Below are 1687 nucleotides of genomic sequence, written 5' to 3' on the forward strand. Positions count from 1 at the left end.
CGGGCGCTGGAGTATCGGCGCATGGCAAAGGCGGGTCTGAACCCGCGTTTCAATGCCAAGCGCGAGGTGCCGACATTCGAGGAACTGGCGCGGCAGGTGCACATTGACCGCTTGCCGACATGGAAGAACCCCAAGCACGGCCAACAATGGCTCAACACGCTGCGCGACTATGCCTTTCCCAAGATTGGCCGGATGCCGGTCGATAGCATCGGCACGCCGGAGGTGCTGATGTGCCTGTCACCTATCTGGACGGCCAAGCACGAAACCGCGCGCCGCTTGTCGCAGCGGCTCAAGACCGTGCTGGACGTTGCCAAGTCCCAAGGGTTCCGCGAGGGCGAAAACCCGGTGACGGCGGTAAAAGAGGCGGAGGTTCTGCCCAAGGTCAAAGCCAAGGTGGTGCATCACGACGCGATGCCGTGGCGGGACGTTCCGGCCTTCTATTCCGAACTGGAGACGCGCACGGCCACGGCGGCAAAGGCGCTGCAATTCACCATCCTGACCGCCTGCCGCACGTCCGAGGTGCTGGGCATGACATGGGATGAGGTGGATCTGGACGCGCGCCTGTGGACGATACCGGCGGCGCGCATAAAGGGTGGCGCGCAGCACCGTGTCCCCCTGACCGATGAAATGCTGCGAATCCTTGAACCGATGAAGGCGATGGCCTCAACCTATGTCTTTGAGGGGCAGAAACGGCACAAGCCGCTGTCCAACATGTCGATGCTGATGCTCTTGCGGCGCATGGGACGCGGTCAATTCACCGTGCATGGCTTTCGCAGCACCTTCCGCGATTGGGCGGCGGAGGAAGCGGGCGCGCCGCGCGAGGTGGCAGAGGCCGCGCTGGCGCATCAGGTCGGGTCCGAGGTGGAGCGGGCCTATGCGCGGTCGGATTTGTTGGAACGGCGGCGGGAGTTGATGGCGGAGTGGAATGGGTACAGCAGGCAATAACGACACATCTTCGAGAAATCCAAAGTTGAGTCCAGAGGCTACAGATCTGGCGGCAGATGAAGCAGAGCTTATCAGCGAGCTGGACCGATCCTTCGAAAGCATAGAGGAAAGGTATGCAAGGGCAAAGGCGGACGGTCGTGCTGCTGTAGTCGAAGATGAAGAGGAATTAGATAAACAGTTTGAGTGGCTGGAGAGTAGAGCTGACGAAATTTTTGATTTCGCGCTTCGAATTGGTGTTCCGGATAGCCTCTTTTTAAACGCTGAGGAACTCAGCAAAAGATATGGATTAGACCTTCATGGAATCTACTTCTATGACGGAAGTGAGATGCCTTTGCTGGTCAACTGGAGAAGCGCTTCAGAACGTGATAATTCCTGTGTTCGATACGGAGCAAAGTGGATCCTATGTTGGTCCGAAATATTTTCTGATGATTGGTATCTGGCACAAATTTTCCTAGCACTGCTTAACTGTATTGACGCAAAGGGTGACGAACAACTCCGCTTGGCACTCTATGCCGGGAAACTTTTAAGTGAAGCGCATTGGCGCAACCGGACTTCTGATAGCCTTTTCCGCAGCGTCTCAGATGAACAACGTAGACTGAAGGCGGGCCTTGGCGGTGGTAGCGCTTCTGCCCGCCAAAAAGAGGTCAGGCTCGACGCCTATATGTGCCAGATAGAAGAACTTGCCGATATCGTAGGGAAGGTTTCTGAAGCGGTAGGGTCAGGACCCATTGATTTGGTTGGG

At 57.0% G+C, this 1687-nt stretch carries 2 protein-coding genes; both read left to right on the forward strand.

The window, feature by feature from the left end; all coding sequences use genetic code 11:
- Nucleotides 1–945: tyrosine-type recombinase/integrase (locus tag PVW46_RS13450; protein ID WP_274576171.1), on the forward strand; the 945-nt coding region annotated here is incomplete at its 5' end.
- A partial coding sequence (locus PVW46_RS13455; protein WP_274576173.1) for a hypothetical protein occupies nt 926–1687 on the forward strand: 762 nt, incomplete at its 3' end. The genes PVW46_RS13450 and PVW46_RS13455, both read left to right, overlap by 20 nt.

Origin of the sequence: Mameliella sp. AT18 (assembly GCF_028807275.1) — a bacterium.
In the GTDB taxonomy this organism is placed as follows: Bacteria; Pseudomonadota; Alphaproteobacteria; order Rhodobacterales; family Rhodobacteraceae; genus Antarctobacter; species Antarctobacter albus.